The organism is Citrobacter sp. Cpo221, from assembly GCF_030332345.1.
In the GTDB taxonomy this organism is placed as follows: domain Bacteria; phylum Pseudomonadota; class Gammaproteobacteria; order Enterobacterales; family Enterobacteriaceae; genus Citrobacter; species Citrobacter portucalensis.
This window is the reverse complement of sequence record NZ_JAOWIA010000057.1, coordinates 1-19,657: the sequence shown is the minus strand read 5'-3', so window position 1 is coordinate 19,657 and position 19,657 is coordinate 1. Positions and strand designations below refer to the sequence as shown.

The 19,657-nt window shown below is 53.0% G+C and carries 16 protein-coding genes and 1 tRNA gene; 7 read left to right on the top strand and 10 right to left on the bottom strand.

Annotated features, from left to right (window positions below; genetic code table 11):
* Window positions 1–121 precede the first annotated feature (121 nt).
* A complete protein-coding gene (rhlB, locus tag OGY72_RS15720) occupies window positions 122–1,390 on the top strand; it encodes an ATP-dependent RNA helicase RhlB (RefSeq protein ID WP_003829013.1) in 1,269 nt (422 codons plus the stop codon).
* A gap of 136 nt (window positions 1,391–1,526) precedes the next feature.
* Window positions 1,527–3,008, top strand: coding sequence for a guanosine-5'-triphosphate,3'-diphosphate diphosphatase (gppA, locus tag OGY72_RS15715; RefSeq protein ID WP_003829016.1), 1,482 nt, complete (start codon window positions 1,527–1,529; stop codon window positions 3,006–3,008).
* Window positions 3,009–3,057: 49 nt separating this feature from the next.
* Here the strand turns inward: gppA and rep are convergent, their stop codons facing one another.
* Window positions 3,058–5,079 carry a DNA helicase Rep gene (gene rep / locus OGY72_RS15710; RefSeq protein ID WP_003829018.1) on the bottom strand — a complete coding sequence of 674 codons (2,022 nt, stop codon included), beginning with the start codon at window positions 5,077–5,079 and terminating at the stop codon, window positions 3,058–3,060.
* Window positions 5,080–5,163: 84 nt separating this feature from the next.
* On the opposite strand from rep, the gene ppiC reads away from it, so the two are divergent.
* The gene (ppiC, locus tag OGY72_RS15705; RefSeq protein WP_003017999.1) at window positions 5,164–5,445 is read left to right on the top strand and encodes a peptidylprolyl isomerase PpiC; all 282 of its coding nucleotides are present in this window, start codon (window positions 5,164–5,166) and stop codon (window positions 5,443–5,445) included.
* Between the two features lie 100 nt (window positions 5,446–5,545).
* Here ppiC and ilvC read toward each other — a convergent pair whose 3' ends face one another.
* Window positions 5,546–7,021, bottom strand: coding sequence for a ketol-acid reductoisomerase (gene ilvC, locus OGY72_RS15700; protein WP_003829020.1), 1,476 nt, complete (start codon window positions 7,019–7,021; stop codon window positions 5,546–5,548).
* A gap of 164 nt (window positions 7,022–7,185) precedes the next feature.
* Between ilvC and ilvY the strand changes: the two genes are divergently transcribed.
* Both ilvY and fabV read left to right on the top strand, forming a co-directional pair.
* On the top strand, window positions 7,186–8,088 hold the full coding sequence (ilvY, locus tag OGY72_RS15695; RefSeq protein WP_003829023.1) for an HTH-type transcriptional activator IlvY: 903 nt from the start codon (window positions 7,186–7,188) through the stop codon (window positions 8,086–8,088).
* Window positions 8,089–8,260: 172 nt separating this feature from the next.
* Window positions 8,261–9,454 (top strand): enoyl-ACP reductase FabV, encoded by a 1,194-nt coding sequence (fabV, locus tag OGY72_RS15690; RefSeq protein ID WP_126319714.1) that lies wholly within the window; start codon window positions 8,261–8,263, stop codon window positions 9,452–9,454.
* Between the two features lie 63 nt (window positions 9,455–9,517).
* Here the strand turns inward: fabV and ilvA are convergent, their stop codons facing one another.
* From ilvA to ilvL, 6 genes are all read right to left on the bottom strand, one after another.
* A complete protein-coding gene (ilvA, locus tag OGY72_RS15685; RefSeq protein ID WP_003018007.1) occupies window positions 9,518–11,062 on the bottom strand; it encodes a threonine ammonia-lyase, biosynthetic in 1,545 nt (514 codons plus the stop codon).
* A gap of 5 nt (window positions 11,063–11,067) precedes the next feature.
* Window positions 11,068–12,918 carry a dihydroxy-acid dehydratase gene (gene ilvD / locus OGY72_RS15680; protein WP_103284534.1) on the bottom strand — a complete coding sequence of 617 codons (1,851 nt, stop codon included), beginning with the start codon at window positions 12,916–12,918 and terminating at the stop codon, window positions 11,068–11,070.
* A gap of 158 nt (window positions 12,919–13,076) precedes the next feature.
* Entirely contained in the window at window positions 13,077–14,006 is a 930-nt protein-coding gene (locus OGY72_RS15675; protein WP_003829030.1) for a branched-chain amino acid transaminase, read from the bottom strand.
* A 17-nt stretch (window positions 14,007–14,023) separates the two neighbouring features.
* A complete protein-coding gene (ilvM, locus tag OGY72_RS15670) occupies window positions 14,024–14,287 on the bottom strand; it encodes an acetolactate synthase 2 small subunit (protein ID WP_003018017.1) in 264 nt (87 codons plus the stop codon).
* Window positions 14,284–15,930, bottom strand: a complete 1,647-nt coding sequence (gene ilvG / locus OGY72_RS15665; RefSeq protein ID WP_200920956.1) for an acetolactate synthase 2 catalytic subunit — start codon at window positions 15,928–15,930, stop codon at window positions 14,284–14,286. The genes ilvM and ilvG overlap by 4 nt, the downstream gene beginning before the upstream one ends.
* A 139-nt stretch (window positions 15,931–16,069) precedes the next feature.
* Complete coding sequence (gene ilvL / locus OGY72_RS15660; protein ID WP_001311244.1) at window positions 16,070–16,168, bottom strand: ilv operon leader peptide; 99 nt, start codon at window positions 16,166–16,168, stop codon at window positions 16,070–16,072.
* Window positions 16,169–16,520: 352 nt separating this feature from the next.
* Between ilvL and OGY72_RS15655 the strand changes: the two genes are divergently transcribed.
* Window positions 16,521–18,041, top strand: a complete 1,521-nt coding sequence (locus tag OGY72_RS15655) for a YifB family Mg chelatase-like AAA ATPase (protein WP_191226610.1) — start codon at window positions 16,521–16,523, stop codon at window positions 18,039–18,041.
* 24 nt (window positions 18,042–18,065) lie between these two features.
* Here OGY72_RS15655 and maoP read toward each other — a convergent pair whose 3' ends face one another.
* Entirely contained in the window at window positions 18,066–18,404 is a 339-nt protein-coding gene (gene maoP / locus OGY72_RS15650; protein ID WP_003018025.1) for a macrodomain Ori organization protein MaoP, read from the bottom strand.
* A 106-nt stretch (window positions 18,405–18,510) separates the two neighbouring features.
* On the opposite strand from maoP, the gene hdfR reads away from it, so the two are divergent.
* Window positions 18,511–19,356, top strand: coding sequence for an HTH-type transcriptional regulator HdfR (hdfR, locus tag OGY72_RS15645; protein ID WP_008787063.1), 846 nt, complete (start codon window positions 18,511–18,513; stop codon window positions 19,354–19,356).
* A 100-nt stretch (window positions 19,357–19,456) separates the two neighbouring features.
* Here hdfR and OGY72_RS15640 read toward each other — a convergent pair.
* Window positions 19,457–19,532 (bottom strand) — tRNA-Trp (locus tag OGY72_RS15640).
* Between the last annotated feature and the right edge of the window lie 125 nt (window positions 19,533–19,657).

Below are 19,657 nucleotides of genomic sequence, written 5' to 3'. Positions count from 1 at the left end.
TGGTGCATTGGTGTAGCATTAATCAACGACGTGTTGATGTAGCATTAACCAACTAAAGGTTGACTTTATTTCACCGGATACGCTTTCGTAAAGCAATAGTAAGCTGATATTCTACCACACTATGAGCAAAACACATTTAACAGAACAGAAGTTTTCCGACTTCGCCCTGCACCCAAAGGTGATAGAAGCCCTTGAAAACAAAGGCTTTCATAACTGCACGCCCATTCAGGCCCTCGCGCTGCCGCTAACGCTGGCTGGTCGTGATGTTGCCGGGCAGGCGCAAACCGGTACCGGAAAAACGATGGCGTTCCTGACGTCAACGTTTCATTATCTTCTCTCTCATCCCGCGATTGCCGATCGCAAGGTGAACCAACCGCGTGCGTTAATTATGGCGCCAACGCGTGAGTTAGCCGTGCAGATCCACGCCGATGCCGAGCCGCTGGCACAGACCACGGGTCTGAAATTAGGCCTGGCGTATGGCGGCGACGGTTATGATAAACAACTGAAAGTGCTGGAAAGCGGCGTCGATATTCTTATCGGCACGACCGGTCGTCTCATCGACTATGCAAAACAGAACCACATTAATCTGGGCGCGATTCAGGTCGTGGTGCTGGATGAAGCCGATCGTATGTACGATCTGGGCTTTATTAAAGATATCCGTTGGCTGTTCCGTCGTATGCCGCCAACCACCCAACGTCTGAACATGCTGTTTTCTGCAACCCTCTCATACCGCGTTCGCGAACTGGCGTTCGAACAGATGAATAACGCTGAGTACGTTGAAGTCGAACCGGAACAGAAAACAGGCCACCGCATTAAAGAAGAGCTCTTCTACCCTTCCAACGAAGAGAAAATGCGTTTGCTGCAAACGCTGATTGAAGAAGAGTGGCCAGATCGCGCCATTGTTTTTGCTAACACCAAGCATCGTTGTGAAGATATCTGGGGCAGCCTTGCTGCGGACGGTCATCGCGTCGGTCTGCTGACCGGTGACGTAGCACAGAAAAAACGTCTGCGTATTCTTGATGAGTTCACCCGTGGCGATCTCGACATTCTCGTTGCGACGGATGTCGCTGCGCGTGGCCTGCATATCCCAGCAGTAACGCACGTATTTAACTATGACCTACCGGATGACTGTGAAGATTACGTTCACCGAATCGGTCGTACCGGACGTGCTGGCGCAAGCGGTCACTCTATCAGCCTGGCCTGTGAAGAGTACGCGCTGAATTTACCCGCAATCGAGACCTATATCGGCCACTCGATTCCGGTAAGCAAATATAACCCGGATGCGCTGATGACCGATCTGCCGAAGCCGTTGCGCTTAACGCGCCCGCGTACAGGCAATGGCCCACGCCGTACCGGTGGTGCTCCGCGTAATCGTCGTCGTTCAGGTTAAGAAAAGTTATGCCATACACAAAATCATTCAGCCTGTATCAAGGCGGCAAGAAAACGAATCCCGATGAGCTTACTTTAGTAAGTGATTCGGGTGAGAGAACGCAGCCAACACAGATACAGGTTGAAGGATGAAGTGTATGAATTCTACTTCGCTGTATGCGGCAATCGATCTCGGCTCGAATAGTTTTCATATGCTGGTTGTACGCGAGGTGGCAGGAAGCATCCAGACGCTCACGCGTATCAAACGCAAAGTGCGTCTGGCCGCTGGACTCAACGGTGACAACGAGCTCTCTGTTGAAGCGATGGAGCGCGGCTGGCAATGCTTGCGCTTGTTTGCAGAACGTCTGCAGGATATTCCGCATCCACAAATCCGCGTGGTCGCCACGGCAACATTACGCATCGCCGTAAATGCCGATGTGTTTATTGCCAAAGCGCAAGAGATCCTTGGCTGCCCTGTCCAGGTAATTAGCGGTGAAGAAGAAGCGCGACTGATTTATCAAGGTGTAGCCCACACAACCGGCGGTGCCGATCAGCGTCTGGTTGTGGATATTGGTGGCGCCAGCACTGAATTAGTCACCGGTTCCGGCGCACAAACCACCTCTCTGTTCAGCCTGTCAATGGGCTGCGTCACCTGGCTCGAACGCTATTTTACCGATCGTAATCTGGCACAGGAAAACTTTGACGAGGCAGAGAAGGCCGCACGTGAAGTTCTGCGCCCGGTCGCCGACAAACTGCGTTTTCATGGCTGGAAAGTTTGCGTTGGTGCCTCTGGTACCGTCCAGGCGTTGCAGGAAATCATGATGGCGCAGGGTATGGATGAGCGTATTACGTTGGCCAAACTGCAGCAGCTTAAGCAGCGCGCCATTCACTGCGGTCGTCTGGAAGAGCTGGAAATCGAAGGGTTAACGCTGGAACGTGCGCTGGTTTTCCCCAGCGGGCTGGCCATTCTGATTGCTATTTTCACCGAACTGAACATTCAATGCATGACCCTGGCCGGCGGCGCATTACGTGAAGGTCTGGTCTACGGCATGCTGCATCTGGCGGTGGATCAGGATATTCGTAGCCGCACATTACGCAATATCCAGCGTCGCTTTATGGTCGATACAGAGCAAGCACATCGCGTTGCCAATTTAGCGACTAAATTTCTCGATCAGGTAGAAAAAAAGTGGCATCTTGAACCGATTAGCCGCGAACTACTGATTAGTGCCTGTCAGCTGCATGAAATTGGCCTAAGCGTTGATTTTAAACAGGCACCACAGCATGCCGCTTATCTGGTGCGCAATCTCGATCTCCCGGGTTTTACCCCTGCGCAAAAGAAACTGCTAGCAACGCTGTTACTCAACCAGACCAATCCCGTCGATCTCTCTTCGCTCCACCAGCAAAACGCAGTGCCACCGCGCATCGCAGAGCATCTTTGCCGTTTGCTCCGTTTGGCGATCATCTTCGCCAGCCGTCGCCGTGACGATCTTGTGCCGGAAATTCAAATGGATGCAAGAAACGAGCACCTGACGGTCACGCTACCAGAAGGCTGGCTGGAACATCATCCGCTGGGTAAAGAGTTAATCGATCAGGAAAGTCAGTGGCAAAGCTATGTCCACTGGCCACTGGACGTTCATTAGATGTTGGTTGCCGGATAGCGCGCTTACACGTATCCGGCCTACAAAATACCTACTTCGCTTTGGCTTTCGCCATCATTGCCCGAATATTAGCGATGCTGGCCTGCCCTTTTTGCATCCGCTCCTCAGCGCTCACCACTTTACGCTCTTGCTCCCAGATAACGTCATCCTGTGGCAGCTCCAGCAGGAAACGACTCGGTTCCGGACGCACCAGCTCACCGTACTGACGACGCTCTTTACACAGCGTGAAGATGAGTTCTTTCTGTGCACGCGTAATCCCTACGTAAGCCAGACGACGTTCTTCGTCGATATTGTCTTCATCGATACTGCTCTGGTGCGGCAAAAATCCTTCTTCCATTCCCACCATAAACACGTACGGGAACTCCAGCCCTTTGGAGGCATGCAGCGTCATCAATTGCACCTGATCCAGCTCTTCTTCACTCTCTCCACGTTCCATCATGTCGCGCAGAGTAAAGCGGGTAACGACCTGGGTCAGGGTCATTGGCTCTTCCAGCTCACTGCCTTCCAGCATCTCCGTCATCCAGCTGAACAGCGTATTGACGTTTTTCATACGCATTTCAGCCGCTTTCGGGCTCGGCGAGGTTTCATACAGCCAGGATTCGTAATCAATACCGTGAATAAGATCGCGCACAGCGGCAACCGGTTCGCGCTCCGCCAGGCGCTGAATTTCACCCAGCCAGTGCGTAAAGCGGGTCAGAGAGTCATACCCGCGCCCGGTCAGTGTCTGGCTAAGCCCCATATCAAAGCTGGCGGTAAACAGGCTTTTATTACGCGTCATCGCCCATTCACCCAACTTTTGCAGCGTAGCCGGACCGATTTCACGCTTTGGCGTGTTTACGATGCGCAAAAATGCGCTGTCGTCATCCGGGTTGCTCAGCACACGCAGGTAGGCCAGCAGATCTTTAATTTCCGGACGCGAGAAGAACGATGTTCCGCCGGAAATTTTGTACGGGATACGGTTCTGCATTAGAAACTTTTCGAACACGCGTGACTGATGGTTGCCGCGATACAGGATGGCGTAGTCTTTATATTGAGTCTTGTTCACAAAGTGATGGGCAATTAATTCCCCGGTCACGCGTTCCGCTTCGTGCTCTTCATTATTGGCACTTAGTACCTTCAGCTCAGCACCGTAACCCAGCTCGGAAAAGAGCCGCTTTTCAAAGACGTGTGGATTGTTCGCAATGAGGATGTTCGCTGCCTTAAGGATGCGACCTGATGAACGGTAGTTTTGCTCCAGCTTCACCACCTGCAAAGCCGGAAAATCTTTGCTCAACAGTACCAGGTTCTGCGGACGGGCGCCGCGCCAGGAGTAGATCGACTGATCGTCATCGCCTACGACGGTAAAGCGCGCACGTTTCCCTACCAGCAACTTCACCAGCTCGTACTGGCTGGTGTTAGTATCCTGATATTCATCCACCAGCAGGTAGCGGATTCTGTTTTGCCAGCGCTCACGTACTTCTTCATTGCGCTGTAGCAGCAGCGTGGGAAGCAGGATCAGATCGTCAAAATCGAGGACGTTGCACGCCTTCATATGCGCGTCATACAGACCATAGCAGTGGGCAAAAATACGATCGCGCTCGCCTTTTGCGCTGGCTGCCGCCTGCGCTGGCGTCATCAGATCGTTTTTCCAGTTGGAGATCGTCGAGATCAGCTGCTGGAGAATAAGCTTATCGTCTTCGATTAGCCCTTCGGTCAGTTCCTTAAGCAAGGCCACCTGGTCAGTATCGTCAAACAACGAGAAGTTAGACTTCATCCCCAACGCAGCATATTCACGCTTAATGATATCCAGTCCCAGGGTGTGGAAGGTGGAGATCATCAACCCACGCGCCTCTTTACGACCCAGCGTTTGTGCCACGCGCTCTTTCATCTCGCGCGCAGCCTTATTGGTAAAGGTCACTGCCGCAATATGTCGTGCCTGATAGCCACATTCACGGATCAGATGGGCAATTTTGTTGGTGATAACACGCGTCTTGCCGGAACCCGCTCCCGCCAGCACCAGGCAAGGTCCGGTGACGAATTCGACGGCTTGTTGTTGTCCGGGGTTCAAACGCATAAAGGGTCACTCATGAAAGTCGGGAGGGGAGAATAACAGCGTGGTAGTATAGCCAGCCTTAACCACCCCACTCAAGGCACGATCATGGCAAAAACAGCAGCAGCAGTGCATATCCTTGTTAAAGAAGAGAAACTGGCACTGGATCTTCTGGAGCAGATTAAAAACGGCGCCGACTTCGGCAAACTGGCGAAAAAACACTCCATCTGCCCATCAGGCAAACGCGGCGGTGATTTGGGCGAATTCCGTCAGGGCCAGATGGTTCCGGCATTCGACAAAGTGGTCTTTTCCTGCCCTGTGCTGGAGCCAACCGGTCCGCTGCACACTCAGTTCGGTTACCACATCATTAAAGTACTGTACCGTAACTAATAGAAAGCCCGGTGTTTAAACACCGGGCTTTTTTTGCCGGATAGCGCTTCGCTTATCCGGCCTACGAAGCGCTGTTGATATGCCATTCCTCTATGAGGAATTATCCTGCGACCGCAATGCGCTTCATATCGGTCATGTAGCCACGCAGTTTCTGGCCCACTTTCTCGATAGCATGGCCGCGAATCGCATCGTTCACGTCACGCAGCTGCGCGTTGTCTACCGCGCCTTCAGCAATCGCTTTGCCCAGGTCGCCGGTCTGCAGGGTGGTCATGAACTCTTTCAGCAGCGGTACGCAAGCGTAAGAGAACAGGTAGTTGCCGTATTCTGCGGTATCAGAGATAACCACGTTCATTTCGTACAGACGCTTACGGGCAATGGTGTTGGCGATCAGCGGCAGTTCGTGCAGTGATTCGTAGTAAGCAGATTCTTCAATGATGCCGGAATCCACCATGGTTTCGAACGCCAGCTCAACGCCCGCTTTCACCATCGCAATCATCAGAACGCCTTTATCAAAGTACTCCTGCTCGCCGATTTTACCGTCGAACTGGGCAGCGGTTTCGAACGCGGTTTTTCCGGTCTCTTCACGCCAGGTCAGCAGTTTCTTATCGTCGTTGGCCCAGTCAGCCATCATGCCGGAAGAGAATTCACCGGAGATGATGTCATCCATGTGTTTCTGGAACAGCGGTGCCATGATCTCTTTCAGCTGTTCGGACAGTGCGTAAGCACGCAGCTTAGCTGGGTTAGACAGACGGTCCATCATCAGGGTGATGCCGCCCTGCTTCAGCGCTTCGGTGATGGTTTCCCAGCCGAACTGAATCAGTTTTTCAGCATATGCCGGGTCAGTACCCTCTTCCACCAGCTTATCGAAGCACAGCAGAGAACCGGCCTGCAGCATACCGCACAGGATAGTCTGCTCACCCATCAGATCAGATTTCACTTCCGCAACGAAGGAGGACTCCAGCACACCCGCACGGTGACCGCCAGTAGCCGCAGCCCAGGCTTTAGCAATCGCCATGCCTTCGCCTTTCGGATCGTTTTCCGGGTGAACGGCGATCAGCGTAGGTACGCCGAAACCACGTTTGTACTCTTCACGCACTTCTGTACCCGGACATTTCGGTGCCACCATCACGACGGTGATGTCTTTACGGATCTGCTCGCCCACTTCCACGATGTTGAAGCCGTGGGAGTAACCCAGCGCTGCGCCGTCTTTCATCAGCGGCTGTACAGAACGCACAACGTCGGAGTGCTGCTTGTCCGGCGTCAGGTTAACCACCAGATCAGCCTGCGGGATCAGCTCTTCGTAGGTACCCACTTTGAAGCCGTTTTCGGTCGCTTTACGCCAGGAAGCACGCTTCTCAGCAATGGCTTCTTTACGCAGTGCGTAGGAGATATCCAGACCGGAGTCACGCATGTTCAGGCCCTGGTTCAGACCCTGAGCACCACAGCCGACGATGACCACTTTTTTACCCTGAAGGTAGCTCGCACCATCGGCGAATTCGTCGCGGCCCATAAAGCGACATTTACCCAGCTGTGCCAGCTGCTGGCGCAGGTTCAGTGTATTAAAGTAGTTAGCCATGATGGTGTACTCCGTGATGTTGTGTTGTGGTGCTTATTATTCGGTTCGCAGATTTGTATTTGCGAGATTGAATCCACATTACAACAGGAAATTTATTGCGGAAATTGATATATTCACAACGTCACATTGCAATTTATGCAACGTAGAAAATCGGAGGCTCGTCTGTGGATTTACGCGATCTGAAAATGTTCCTGCATTTGGCTGAAAGTCGTCACTTTGGCCGCAGCGCGCGGGCAATGCACGTCAGCCCATCCACGCTCTCGCGGCAGATTCAGAGGCTGGAAGAAGATCTCGGGCAGCCGCTGTTTGTGCGCGATAATCGCACGGTCACGCTGACCGAAGCAGGTGAAGAGCTGCGCGTGTTTGCCCAACAGACGCTGTTGCAGTATCAACAGTTGCGCCACACCCTCGATCAGCAGGGACCGTCGCTGTCGGGCGAACTGCATATCTTCTGTTCGGTAACTGCCGCATACAGCCATCTGCCACCCATTCTCGATCGTTTCCGCGCCGAGCATCCATCGGTGGAAATTAAGCTCACCACCGGCGACGCCGCCGATGCGATGGACAAAGTGGTCACTGGCGAAGCCGATCTGGCGATTGCCGGTAAGCCCGAAACGCTGCCCGGCGCGGTGGCATTCTCGATGCTGGAGAATCTGACGGTCGTGCTAATCGCCCCGGCGCTGCCCTGCCCGGTGCGTAATCAGGTATCGGTCGATAAGCCCGACTGGTCAACGGTGCCGTTTATCATGGCCGACCAGGGTCCGGTACGCCGCCGCATCGAGCTGTGGTTTCGCCGTCACAAAATCAGCAACCCATCGATTTACGCCACGGTGGGTGGCCACGAAGCGATGGTCTCAATGGTGGCGCTGGGCTGCGGCGTGGCGCTGCTGCCGGAAGTGGTGCTAGAAAACAGCCCGGAGCCGGTGCGTAATCGCGTGATGATTTTAGAGCGCAGTGACGAAAAAACACCGTTCGAGCTTGGCGTCTGCGCGCCGAAAAAGCGGCTGCATGAACCGCTGATCGACGCGTTTTGGAAGATTGTTCTGGAACGTAAATCCGCAGAGTAGCGCCAGCGTCAGGTCTAAAATCAGTGGTAGATTCAGTATTGGCGCTCCTTTTCTGTATAATGTCGTGATCCATTGTAGTGGGGGGCTTGTTAACCATCGCGTTAAGCAGGCCAGAACAGACGGTGTCATTGCGCACTTGACAGCGAAAATACAAACTTAATTAGCCATCATTATGATAATCAAACCAAAAATTCGTGGATTCATCTGTACAACGACCCATCCGACTGGCTGCAAAGTCAACGTGGAAAAGCAGATCGAGTATGTTAAGCAGAACGGGAAAATCGAGAACGGCCCGTCTCGCGTGCTGGTGATCGGTGCTTCCACCGGTTACGGTCTGGCTTCCAGAATTTCCGCCGCCTTTGGCAGCGGTGCCGCCACTATCGGCGTATTTTTCGAAAAACCGGGCACGGATACCAAACCAGGTTCCGCAGGCTGGTATAACTCTGCAGCTTTCGACGAAGCGGCCAAGCGTGAAGGTCTGTACTCCAAAAGCATCAACGGCGATGCGTTCTCTGACGAATGCCGTGATGAAGTGATTAAACTGATTAAAGAAGACCTGGGTCAGATTGACCTGGTGGTTTACTCACTGGCTTCCCCAGTGCGTAAAATGCCGAAAACCGGTGAAGTTGTCCGCTCTGCGCTGAAGCCAATCGGTGAGGTTTACACCTCTAAAGCGATCGATACCAACAAAGATCAGATCATCACCGCCAGCATTGAGCCGGCTACCGAAGAAGAAGTACAGAACACCGTCACCGTGATGGGCGGCGAAGACTGGGAATTGTGGATGGGCGCGCTGAGTGAAGCAGGCGTGCTGGCTGAAGGCGTGAAAACCGTAGCCTACTCCTACATCGGTACCGACCTGACCTGGCCAATCTACTGGCACGGCGCGCTGGGCAAAGCGAAAGAAGACCTCGATCGCGCGGCGGGTGAACTACGTAACCAGCTGGCCCCGCTGAACGGTTCCGCTAACGTTGCCGTACTGAAGTCCGTCATCACCCAGGCATCTTCTGCGATTCCGGTAATGCCACTGTACATCTCCATGGTCTTCAAGCTGATGAAAGCGCAGGGGATTCACGAAGGTTGTATCGAGCAGATCAACCGTCTGATGACCACCAGCCTGTACGGCGATAAAGTGGCGCTTGATGACAACCAGCGTATCCGTATGGATGACTGGGAACTGCGTGACGACATTCAGCAGGCATGCCGCGATCTGTGGCCGCTGATCACCACCGAAAACCTGGCGCAAGAAACCGACTATGCAGGATACAAGCAGGAATTCCTGAACCTGTTCGGTTTTGCCCTCGACGGTGTGGATTACGACGCTGACGTGAATACCGAAGTCGAATTCGACGTTATCACGCTGTAATCTGCTGATTCAGTAGCAAAAAGGGTTCATGTTTTTACATGAACCCTTTTTTAATGGCTGTTGTTAACCCGCCAGGAAGAACCTGAACGCCGGGTTATGTGTTTCATCGTGACAGTCATAACCCAGCTCGTTTAGCCGCGTTTCGAAATCAGGCTCGTGTTCACCCAACTCAAACGCCGCCAGTACACGACCATAGTCAGTGCCGTGACTGCGATAGTGGAACAATGAAATATTCCAGTGTGTCCCCAGGGTATGCAGGAATTTGAGCAACGCCCCCGGCGATTCAGGAAATTCAAAGCTGTAGAGACGTTCCTGTAAGGGTTTCGACGGGCGTCCACCGACCATATAACGTACGTGTAGCTTCGCCATCTCGTCATCAGACAGATCCACCACGCTGTAGCCGCCCTCATTGAGCAGTTGCAGGATTTCCTTACGTTCCTCCAGCCCACGGCTCAGACGTACGCCGACAAAAATGCAGGCGTCTTTCGCATCAGCAAAACGGTAGTTAAATTCGGTCACCGAGCGCCCGCCCAGCAGCTGACAGAACTTCAGGAAGCTGCCCTTTTCTTCCGGAATAGTTACTGCCAGCAAGGCTTCGCGCTGTTCCCCAAGCTCGCAACGTTCGGAAACGTAGCGCAGGCCGTGGAAGTTAACGTTAGCGCCGGAAAGAACATGCGCCAGACGCTCGCCGCGAATATTATGCTGGGCGATGTATTTTTTCATCCCCGCCAGCGCCAGCGCCCCGGAAGGCTCCGCCACCGCGCGCACATCTTCGAACAGGTCTTTCATTGCCGCGCAAATAGCATCGCTATCAACAGTAATAATATCGTCGAGATATTCCTGGCACAGACGGAAGGTTTCATCGCCGATACGTTTCACCGCCACGCCTTCGGCAAAGAGACCCACACGCGGCAGATCCACCGGATGACCGGCATCCAGCGCCGCTTTCAGGCAGGCCGAATCTTCCGCTTCCACGGCAATTACTTTGATTTGCGGCATCAGCTGTTTAATCAGCACCGCAACACCTGCCGCTAATCCGCCACCACCAACTGGCACGAATACGCGATCGAGATGCGCGTCCTGCTGGAGCAGCTCCAGCGCCAGCGTGCCCTGCCCGGCAATCACCATCGGATGATCGAACGGTGGAACCCAGGTAAAACCTTGCTGCTGCGACAATTCAATCGCTTTAGCTTTAGCTTCATCAAAATTCGCGCCGTGCAGCAGCACTTCTCCGCCGAAGCCGCGAACGGCATCGACTTTGATATCGGCGGTAGCCGTTGGCATGACAATCAGCGCCTTCACGCCTAATCGCGCAGAAGAGAACGCGACACCCTGAGCATGATTACCAGCCGATGCGGTAATGACGCCATGCGCTTTTTGCTCTTCGGTCAGGCCCGCCATCATGGCATAGGCTCCGCGCAGCTTGAAGCTGTGAACGGGTTGACGGTCTTCGCGCTTCACCAGAATGACGTTGTCGAGGCGCGAAGAGAGTTTTTCCATTTTCTGTAGCGGCGTTACCTGTGCCGCTTCGTATACCGGCGCACGCAGTACCGCTCTGAGATACTCGGCACCCTCAGGAGCGCCGGATAGAGGTTGTGAATCCGCCATGGTCATTATCCCCCGAGCTTCGACTTATCGCGCACCGCACCTTTGTCGGCGCTGGTTGCCAGGCTGGCGTAGGCGCGCAGTGCGAAGGAGACCTGACGCTGACGATCTTTTGGCGTCCAGGCTTTGTCACCGCGAGCTTCCTGCGCTTCACGGCGTGCAGCGATTTCCGCATCACTCAATTGCAGTTGAATGCCACGATTCGGGATATCGATGGCAATCATGTCACCATCTTCGATAATCGCGATATTACCGCCGCTGGCCGCTTCCGGAGAAACGTGACCAATGGAAAGCCCCGAAGTACCGCCGGAGAAACGACCATCGGTAATCAGCGCGCAAGCCTTGCCGAGGCCCATCGATTTCAGGAAAGTGGTTGGGTAGAGCATTTCCTGCATGCCTGGCCCGCCTTTCGGCCCTTCGTAGCGAATGACAACCACATCACCAGCCACCACTTTACCGCCGAGGATTGCTTCAACCGCATCGTCCTGGCTTTCGTACACTTTTGCCGGGCCGGTGAATTTCAGGATACTGTCATCCACGCCTGCGGTTTTTACGATACAGCCGTTTTCCGCGAAGTTACCGTACAGGACTGCCAGACCGCCGTCTTTGCTGTAAGCATGTTCCAGCGAGCGGATGCAGCCTTCAGCGCGGTCGTCATCCAGCGTATCCCAACGACAATCCTGTGAGAATGCCTGGGTAGTACGAATGCCGGCCGGGCCAGCACGGAACATTTTTTTCACCGCGTCGTCTTTGGTCAACATCACGTCATAACGATCGAGCGTTTGCGGCAGAGTCAGACCCAGCACGTTTTTCACGTCGCGGTTCAGCAGTTCGGCACGATCCAGTTCGCCTAAAATACCCAACACACCGCCTGCGCGGTGCACGTCTTCCATATGGTATTTCTGCGTGCTCGGCGCCACTTTACACAGCTGCGGGACTTTGCGGGACAGCTTGTCGATATCACTCATGGTGAAGTCGATTTCCGCTTCCTGCGCGGCCGCCAACAGGTGCAGAACGGTATTGGTGGAGCCGCCCATGGCGATATCCAGCGTCATGGCGTTCTCAAACGCCGCTTTGCTGGCAATGTTGCGCGGCAGGGCGGAGGCATCATCCTGCTCGTAATAGCGTTTGGTCAGCTCGACGATGCGTTTACCTGCGTTGAGGAACAGTTCTTTACGGTCGGCGTGAGTTGCCAGCAGTGAACCGTTACCCGGCTGTGACAATCCCAGCGCTTCGGTCAGGCAGTTCATGGAGTTAGCGGTGAACATCCCGGAACAGGAGCCGCAGGTTGGGCAAGCGGAACGTTCAACCTGCTCGCTTTGTGAGTCGGAAACTTTCGGGTCCGCGCCCTGAATCATCGCATCAACCAGATCCAATTTGATGATTTGGTCAGAGAGCTTGGTTTTCCCGGCTTCCATCGGACCACCGGAAACAAAGATCACCGGAATATTCAGGCGCAAAGAGGCCATTAACATCCCGGGGGTGATTTTGTCGCAGTTGGAGATGCAGACCATCGCATCGGCGCAGTGGGCGTTAACCATGTACTCAACGGAGTCAGCGATCAGCTCACGCGACGGCAGTGAATACAGCATGCCACCGTGCCCCATGGCGATACCATCATCCACAGCAATGGTGTTGAACTCTTTCGCCACGCCGCCTGAGGCTTCGATTTGTTCGGCAACCAGCTTACCGAGATCGCGCAGGTGGACGTGACCCGGCACAAACTGGGTAAAGGAGTTCACCACAGCGATAATCGGTTTGCCGAAGTCATCATCGGTCATCCCGGTAGCGCGCCACAATGCGCGGGCACCCGCCATATTGCGGCCGTGGGTGGTGGTAGCAGAACGATACTTAGGCATGCTTGATTAACTCCCGTCTGTCTTTCCCCTTCATACTTCACGCCGCAGGTGCGTTGACCGCCTCGCTCACCCCAGTCACTTACTACAGTAAGCTCCTGGGACTTGCTGCGTTGCCGTCTTCCTGCAACGTGAATTATTTTGGGGAAATATTAATTTTGTTATTGGTTTACTGAATCCAACCAGCCGTATTTATCTTCCGTTTCACCGGTGAAGAGGCCAAAGAAGGCCTGCTGGATGCGTTTGGTGACCGGACCGCAGCGGCCTTCGCCAACCTGGATACCATCGACACTGCGTACTGGGGTGATTTCGGCCGCGGTACCGGACATGAACACTTCGTCGGCCAGGTACAGTGATTCACGGGACAACACCTGCTCACGCACTTCGATATCGAGATCTTTCGCCAGCTTAATGATCGCGTCACGGGTAATACCCGGCAGTGCAGAAGAGGTAAACGGCGGGGTAAACAGAATGCCGTCTTTTACTTCAAACAGGTTTTCGCCCGCACCTTCGGAGATGTAACCATTCACATCCAGCGCAATGCCTTCCTGATAGCCATGACGACGCGCTTCGCTACCCACCAGCAGCGAAGACAGATAGTTACCGCCCGCTTTAGCAGCAGTAGGGATGGTGTTCGGCGCAACGCGGTTCCAGGAAGAAACCATCGCGTCGATCCCCTGCTCCAGCGCTTCTGCACCAAGGTAAGCACCCCACGGGAACGCGGCGATGATCACGTCAGTGGTGTATCCCGCTGGCGGGTTAACGCCCATCCCCACGTCGCCAACAAACACCAGCGGACGAATATAGGCGCTGGTCAGATTGTTTTTACGAATCACCTCGCGGCAAGCTTCCATCAGCTCATCAACGCTCTGAGAAACCGGAAAACGATAGATCTTGGCTGAATCACGCAAACGCTGCATATGTTCGCGATGACGGAACACCACCGGCCCTTTGTGAGAATCGTAGCAACGGATGCCTTCGAATACTGAAGTACCGTAGTGCAGCGCGTGGGACATCACGTGAACCTTCGCGTCTTCCCAACGAATCATCTCGCCATTAGACCAAATGTAATCAGCTTTTTTCGTCGTCATTTTTCTTCCTTTTGCGCTCAGGCGCGGATTTGTTGTGATGTGGTTGTGCTCTGGCAGATAGCAACATGTGCAACGTCTACCAGTTTACTTAACTGACTAAACAGTAAGTCGACCGACCGGGGGCTGGCAACGGTCAATTCGATATTTATATTTTGCGCATCGCTGGCGGCTTCCATATTCATGGAGCACACCTGAAAACCACGATGGCGTACCACGCGTAAAACACGTTCTAACGTTTCCGGATTGAAACGAGCCTCAACGGCGACCTGATGTTGCATCATGATAATTTCTCCAGCATTTCTGAGTTACTGGCACCTGGCGGTACCAGAGGCCAGACATTCTCAAGTTCGTCGATTGAGACATGAAGCAGGTATGGCCCCTCGCTGTTCAGCATGGTGTCGAGTGCCGCTTCAACCTGGTCTTTACGGGTGATGTGTTGACCTGGTATGCCGAAGGCGCTGGCCAACATGAGGAAATCGGGGTTATCGGTAAGGGTGGTTTCGCTATAACGTTCCTGGAAAAACAGCTGCTGCCATTGTCGCACCATGCCTAACCGCTGGTTGTCGAGTAAGACTATTTTCAGCGGCAACTGCTTGCGTTTTACGGTGCCCAGTTCCTGTACATTCATCATGAAGGAACCGTCACCGGAGATACAGATTACCGTATCGTTCGGGCGAGCAACCTGCGCGCCAACCGCTGCTGGCAGGCCAAAGCCCATCGTACCCAGGCCGCTCGAGGTGATGAAATTTTCCGGGCGGGTGTAGGTCATATGCTGCGCCGACCACATCTGATGCTGACCAACATCCGTTGTCACTACGCTGTCCGCGGGTTTGCGATCGGACAACTGCTTCAACAACAGTGGCGCGTAGATAGCCTCACCGGGATGATCATAGCGCCAGGTATGCTCTGTGCGCAGTTCAGCGCTATGCTGACGCCATGCGTCAATCTTCAGAGATTGCTGCAATGCCGGCAGCAGAGAATTTAAATCACCCTGCAGGGCGACGTGCGCCTGGCGCAGCTTGTTCATTTCCGCCGGGTCGATATCTATGTGGATCACGCTGGCATTCGGTGCGAAGGTATTCAGCTTGCCGGTCACCCGATCATCAAAACGCGCGCCCACTGCAATCAGTAAATCACATTCTTGCACCGCAAAATTTGCCGCTTTAGTGCCATGCATTCCCAACATACCCAAATAATATGGGTAGTCAGCTTCTACTGCGCCCAGCCCCTTCAACGTGCAGGCGACCGGCATTTGGGTTACCGCGATAAATTCACGCAGGGCCGGGACCGCCTGCGCCATACCAACGCCGCCACCGACGTACAGGATCGGTTTTTGCGCCTGCGCCAGCATTTTACGTGCCTGCTCAACATCCGCGTGCGGGAAAACCTCTACGTTTTCGACGGTCGTAAAATACGGCTCCAGCGTACCGCTGGCCAGCTGGATGTCTTTCGGGATATCAACCAGAACCGGACCCGGACGACCGGAGTTCGCCACAGCGAAAGCCTCTGCCATAATGCGCGGCAGCTCTTCCAGTGACTGCACCAGGAAACTGTGTTTGGTGCAGGACAAAGACATACCGAGAACGTCCACTTCCTGGAACGCATCCGTTCCGATGAAAGGTGAGGCCACCTGACCGGTGATCGCCACCACAGGAACAGAATCTAACAGCGCATCGGCGAGTCCGGTGATCAGGTTGGTAGCGCCAGGACCTGAAGTGGCGATACACACACCGGTTTTACCGGTCGCACGGGCATAGCCAATTGCCGCCATTGCCGCACCCTGCTCGTGTCGGCACAACAGGTGTTCTACGCCGCCGTCATACAACGCATCGTAAACCGGCATAATTGCGCCACCAGGATAACCAAAGACGGTTTGAACCCCTTGTGCACGCAACGCATGTACCACCCACTGTGCCCCATTCATAGTTACATCCCCGCCGTAAATCTTGAGAAACAGAATTTTATGCTACCGTTCACTTTCTGCTCCTCATGTATGTTTTTAAGGTCAAAAAAAACCCCCGGACCTTTCGGTGCGGGGGTCTTAGTTCGTTAAGGCTTGTTTTCTAAGCCTTTCCTCGTCCAAGTGCAGCCCCGCACGGTGGGATAATAATCACCACCACGCTAATCACGACCAGGCTAATCACTCGTAGAAGGGCTGTCATTTTTGTATTTTCTTGCATCTTGTTCGAAGGAATACCTAAAGAGTTACCATAGAATTTGCAAATGACACAAGATATTTTTTTATTCGTTTTTCTGACGCCGTTAACGGTTTAGATAAATATCATTGTTTTTTATACAAAAAATCAAAAGTGAAAATATTTCACTTTTCAGGTGATTCTCGGCAACCCGTTCCCTACTAAAAACGTTATTCAAAAGCGTTTGCGAGCGCTATTCCAGGCTTTATGCAAGCAGTATTGAGCTACATAAAAACACGGGAATAAGCCTCTAAAAACCGTAATTATGTGAAATCTTGCCGCGATGTATTGCGACATAATGCTTTCATCAGGAGGGCTTATGTCACTATCGATTGTTCACACACGCGCTGCGCTGGGCGTGAATGCGCCAGCCATTACCATCGAAGTACATATCAGTAATGGTTTGCCTGGTTTAACCATGGTGGGATTACCCGAAACAACGGTAAAAGAGGCTCGCGATCGAGTTCGCAGTGCGATTATTAATAGCGGTTATGAATTCCCGGCGAAGAAGATAACCATAAACCTCGCTCCGGCCGATCTCCCGAAAGAAGGGGGACGATATGATTTACCTATCGCAGTTGCGCTTCTGGCTGCGTCTGAGCAGCTTACAACCCATAACCTCGATACATATGAGCTGGTAGGCGAATTAGCGCTTACAGGCGCGTTACGCGGCGTTCCCGGTGCGATATCAAGTGCAACTGAAGCTATTCGCGCAGGCAGGAGAATTATTGTCGCAAAAGAGAATGCAGCTGAAGTGGGACTGATACACGGTGAAGGGTGCCTTATTGCCGATCATCTACAGGCTGTATGCGCATTTCTCGAAGGTAAGCATGATTTAGACAGACCATCATCGGCAGATTTTACCCCCTGCGCATTAGCAGATGATCTGAGCGATGTTATCGGCCAGGAACAAGGTAAACGCGGACTGGAACTTACCGCAGCTGGCGGTCATAACCTCTTACTCATCGGGCCGCCGGGAACGGGTAAGACCATGCTGGCCAGTCGCCTGAGAGGATTGCTTCCGCCACTGAGCAATGATGAAGCACTGGAAAGCGCCGCGATTCTAAGTCTGGTCAATTCCGACACGCTACAAAAACAGTGGAAACAACGCCCTTTTCGTTCGCCGCATCACAGTGCTTCATTAACTGCCATGGTCGGTGGCGGCTCTATTCCTGCGCCAGGCGAGATATCTCTGGCGCATAACGGCATACTGTTTCTGGATGAGCTTCCCGAGTTTGAGCGGCGCACGCTGGATGCACTGCGAGAGCCCATTGAGTCCGGGCAGATTCATTTATCCCGTACTCGGGCAAAAATAACTTACCCCGCGCGTTTTCAGCTTATTGCTGCCATGAATCCCAGCCCAACAGGACATTATCAGGGGAACCATAACCGCTGTACCCCAGAGCAGACGCTACGCTACCTCAATCGATTATCAGGTCCATTTCTTGACCGCTTCGATCTCTCCCTCGAAATCCCCTTACCGCCGCCCGGCATACTCAGCCAGAGCCAGGTAAAAGGGGAAGATAGCGCAACGGTGAAGCAACGCATTATGGCAGCACGAGAGCGTCAGTATCGGCGGCAGAATAAGTTAAATGCGCACCTGGACAGTCAGGATATCCATAAATACTGTCCATTGCGTAGCGACGATGCGCAGTGGCTTGAAGAAACGCTCGCGCATCTCGGATTATCCATCCGCGCCTGGTTACGCCTGATAAAGGTCGCTCGAACGATCGCGGATATAGAACAATCTGACCATATCTCTCGCCAGCACTTACAGGAGGCTGTTGGGTATCGGGCGATAGACAGATTACTCATTCATTTGCAGAAACTACTGGCATAAAAAAAGGGCTTTCGCCCTTTTTTATTAATCATCAGATTCGGTGTAGTCTTCCGCACCTTCCACCTGAGGTTTCCCGCCAGACAGCGTGTGGAAGCGTTTTGGACGCTTAATGCGCGTCATGTATTTGGACCACACACGTTCAGCTTCGGTAACCGGTTCGCGCTCACCACGGCATACCGCAACAAACAGTTTTTCTTCTTCCGTTACCGGCTCACGCTTGCCCAGATCCAGCTCGTTGAAAGCATAACCGTGACGCTCAAGCAGTTGTGCTTCTTTAATGGTGAAATCACCATGACGGGAGAATCCGCGGGGATAATATTTATTATCGAAATATCGATTAGTCGTCGTAAAGCTTTCCGCCATCCTGCACGCTCCTAATTCTTTGGCCGAGCTATTTATGGCGCGGAGTATTAGTTACGCTTGACAGAGCGTCAAACAAAAGATTTAAATCATAACGACAAATAATTTTATGGAGCGAGTTGTGGATACGGAATTGTTAAAAACTTTCCTGGAAGTTAGCCGGACACGCCACTTTGGCAGGGCTGCTGAAGCGCTCTATCTGACCCAATCAGCGGTTAGTTTTCGGATCAGACAACTGGAAAATCAATTGGGTGTAAACCTGTTCACCCGACACAGAAACAATATCCGTTTAACCGCTGCAGGTGAAAAATTATTACCTTACGCTGAAACGCTGATGAATACGTGGCAAGCAGCACGTAAGGAGGTTGCGAATACCTCGCGGCATAACGAGTTTTCTATTGGTGCCAGCGCATCCCTCTGGGAATGCATGCTTAATGGCTGGCTGGGGCGTTTGTACCAATCCCAGGAGCCACAATCCAGCCTGCAATTTGAAGCGAGGATCGCGCAGCGACAGTCGTTAGTAAAACAGCTTCATGAACGACAGCTTGATCTATTGATTACTACCGAAACGCCCAAAATGGACGAATTTAGCAGCCAACTGTTGGGATATTTCACGCTGGCGCTCTATTGCAGTTCTCCTTCACAAACCAAAGATGAACTGAATTATCTGCGTCTGGAATGGGGACCTGACTTTCAGCAACACGAGGCTGGATTGATTGCGGGAGATGAAGTGCCGGTACTTACCACCAGTTCGGCAGAATTAGCCAGGCAGCAACTTTCAGTCCTCAAAGGTTTTAGCTGGCTACCGGTCAGCTGGGCTAAAGGTAAAAGCGATCTCCATACGGTTACCGACAGTACAACGCTTTCACGCCCGTTATATGCAGTTTGGCTGCAAAATAGCGATAAACATGCACTGATTTGCGATCTGCTGAGAACGAATATTCTGGAAGATTAAGGAAAACGCTGGCAAGGATGCCGGGAGTAAAATAGAAAGAAGGAAAAACTCAAATTACAGGTAAAAAAAAATCCTTAGCAATAATGCTAAGGATTGTTTCTGGCAGGGGCGGAGAGACTCGAACTCGCGACACCCGGTTTTGGAGACCGGTGCTCTACCAACTGAGCTACGCCCCTAAATCTTCTTATCATTAAGCCTGCTTAGTAGCAGGCTTAATTTTCTAATAAGTGGCGGAACGGACGGGACTCGAACCCGCGACCCCCTGCGTGACAGGCAGGTATTCTAACCAACTGAACTACCG

Bases quoted from the DNA above. Each gene is read 5' to 3' on its own strand.
- rhlB (WP_003829013.1), top strand. From the start codon at position 122: ATGAGCAAAACACATTTAACAGAACAGAAGTTTTCCGACTTCGCCCTG.
- gppA (WP_003829016.1), top strand. From the start codon at position 1,527: ATGAATTCTACTTCGCTGTATGCGGCAATCGATCTCGGCTCGAATAGT.
- rep (WP_003829018.1), bottom strand. From the start codon at position 5,079: ATGCGTTTGAACCCCGGACAACAACAAGCCGTCGAATTCGTCACCGGA.
- ppiC (WP_003017999.1), top strand. From the start codon at position 5,164: ATGGCAAAAACAGCAGCAGCAGTGCATATCCTTGTTAAAGAAGAGAAA.
- ilvC (WP_003829020.1), bottom strand. From the start codon at position 7,021: ATGGCTAACTACTTTAATACACTGAACCTGCGCCAGCAGCTGGCACAG.
- fabV (WP_126319714.1), top strand. From the start codon at position 8,261: ATGATAATCAAACCAAAAATTCGTGGATTCATCTGTACAACGACCCAT.
- ilvA (WP_003018007.1), bottom strand. From the start codon at position 11,062: ATGGCGGATTCACAACCTCTATCCGGCGCTCCTGAGGGTGCCGAGTAT.
- ilvD (WP_103284534.1), bottom strand. From the start codon at position 12,918: ATGCCTAAGTATCGTTCTGCTACCACCACCCACGGCCGCAATATGGCG.
- OGY72_RS15675 (WP_003829030.1), bottom strand. From the start codon at position 14,006: ATGACGACGAAAAAAGCTGATTACATTTGGTCTAATGGCGAGATGATT.
- ilvM (WP_003018017.1), bottom strand. From the start codon at position 14,287: ATGATGCAACATCAGGTCGCCGTTGAGGCTCGTTTCAATCCGGAAACG.
- ilvG (WP_200920956.1), bottom strand. From the start codon at position 15,930: ATGAATGGGGCACAGTGGGTGGTACATGCGTTGCGTGCACAAGGGGTT.
- ilvL (WP_001311244.1), bottom strand. From the start codon at position 16,168: ATGACAGCCCTTCTACGAGTGATTAGCCTGGTCGTGATTAGCGTGGTG.
- OGY72_RS15655 (WP_191226610.1), top strand. From the start codon at position 16,521: ATGTCACTATCGATTGTTCACACACGCGCTGCGCTGGGCGTGAATGCG.
- maoP (WP_003018025.1), bottom strand. From the start codon at position 18,404: ATGGCGGAAAGCTTTACGACGACTAATCGATATTTCGATAATAAATAT.
- hdfR (WP_008787063.1), top strand. From the start codon at position 18,511: ATGGAGCGAGTTGTGGATACGGAATTGTTAAAAACTTTCCTGGAAGTT.